The organism is Streptomyces sp. NPDC041200 (assembly GCF_055591805.1).
Genome location: NZ_JBVIZF010000141.1, coordinates 1 through 1,077, shown reverse-complemented (window position 1 = coordinate 1,077; position 1,077 = coordinate 1). Strand labels below are relative to the sequence as shown.

1 protein-coding gene is annotated in these 1,077 nt (G+C 67.3%); it reads right to left on the bottom strand.

What is annotated here, in order from left to right:
- Nucleotides 1-1,077 (bottom strand): condensation domain-containing protein (locus ACZ6CL_RS43025; protein ID WP_468947057.1); only part of this gene is annotated, 1,077 nt, incomplete at both ends.

The following is a 1,077-nucleotide window of genomic DNA, read 5'->3' as shown; positions in this document are numbered from 1 at the left end:
CACCTCGCGGTCGAAGACCTGACGCACCAGCTCCAGCCAGGTACGCGCCGAGCGGTCGACCGGGAACGGCAGAGTGTTCAGGTACATCCCGTATACCCGCTCGGAACCCAGCGCTTCCGGCCGCACGTCGCACACCAGGCCAGTGTGGAACTCGGCCTCCTGCGTGAGCTGGCTCATCACCTTCAGATGCGCGGCAAGCAGCACACTCTTGACCGACACCTTCGCCCGCGAAGCCAGCGCCCGCAGCGGATCGGCGAGTTCGCCCAGCAGGATGCGGACGGTGTAGTCCTCACCCGGTTCCGAGTCCTCACCCCAGCCGGCGGGGAGAGTGAACGGCGCGCGGTCGGTGACGATGTTCCGCCAGTAGGTGTGGTCATCGTCCGAGGCCAGAGCCTGCAGTTCGGCCGCTACCGTGTCGGCGAAGCGCACCGCCGGGGCTTCGTACGCCTCCGGCTCGTGGCCGTCCCGCAACCGCCGATAGCTGTTGATGACGTCCATCAGCAGCATGTGGTGTCCCCAGCCCTCGGTGATTCCGTGGAACTGGGTGAAGGCCAGGCGCCAGCCGTCTTCCTCAAGATGCACGTTCACGCGCAGCAGGGGCGCGGTGGCGAGGTCGAACACATCGGCTCGCTCCGCCGACAGGAAGGAGTGGAGCACCACCTGACGTGTCTCCTCCGAGAGCCCGCGCAGGTCGTGTACGGCTACGGGGACCAGCGCTTCGGCATGCACCAGTTGCATGGGGACCGAATAGGAGGTCAGGTCGATGGACGTGCGCAGGACGTCCTGCCTGGTGGCGACCGTACGGACCGCCTCGCGCAGCGCGGACTCCGAGAAGGGCTGGTCGTCACGCACACGGTGAACGGCGCAGTTGTGGTACTTGTTGCGCGAATCGTCGCCCAGCATCTCGACGATCATGCCGGTCTGGATCTGGGTGAGCGGGTAGGCGTCGGTGACACCCTCGGGGAGCTTGTTCCGGTCGTCTTCGCTGATCAGCTCGAACGGCGCCACCGCGGCCAGGGCCCCGGCCTCCAGCTCGGACTTGCCGGAGAGCCCGGCAGCCAGCTCCGCCACCGTCTG